General features: G+C 42.4%; 1 protein-coding gene. It reads right to left on the bottom strand.

Features of this window, described 5'->3' with window-relative positions; translation table 11 throughout:
- Positions 1–31: 31 nt before the first annotated feature.
- Positions 32–250 (bottom strand): hypothetical protein (locus KVT28_RS25915; protein ID WP_217551129.1); only part of this gene is annotated, 219 nt, incomplete at its 5' end.

The raw sequence follows: 250 nt of genomic DNA, 5'->3' as shown, positions 1-250 counted from the left end.
CAAGGACGTGGAGATTATGCCCTAGTGCATTTCAATCCTGCTGGATTGCCACGAGCAAGTCAGATTTGAGTTTTCCTCTTCTTTGCCCAAATATTGCCTCCTTTGCGAGATCTAAAATTCCCGCTAATCCCGTGGTCTTTTTGAGTTGATCTTTTGCGAATAGCTTTGGAATAGTGCTCAGATAGCCTGTGTTAATTTTCGTAAACATTGGACAAGGATTGGTCAGGTTGTGGATTTGGAAACTGAAGTT

Source organism: Pantoea sp. GbtcB22, from assembly GCF_019091025.1.
In the GTDB taxonomy this organism is placed as follows: domain Bacteria; phylum Pseudomonadota; class Gammaproteobacteria; order Enterobacterales; family Enterobacteriaceae; genus Pantoea; species Pantoea leporis.
Note: the sequence above shows the minus strand (reverse complement) of the source record. Positions and strands in the feature narration are given on the sequence as shown.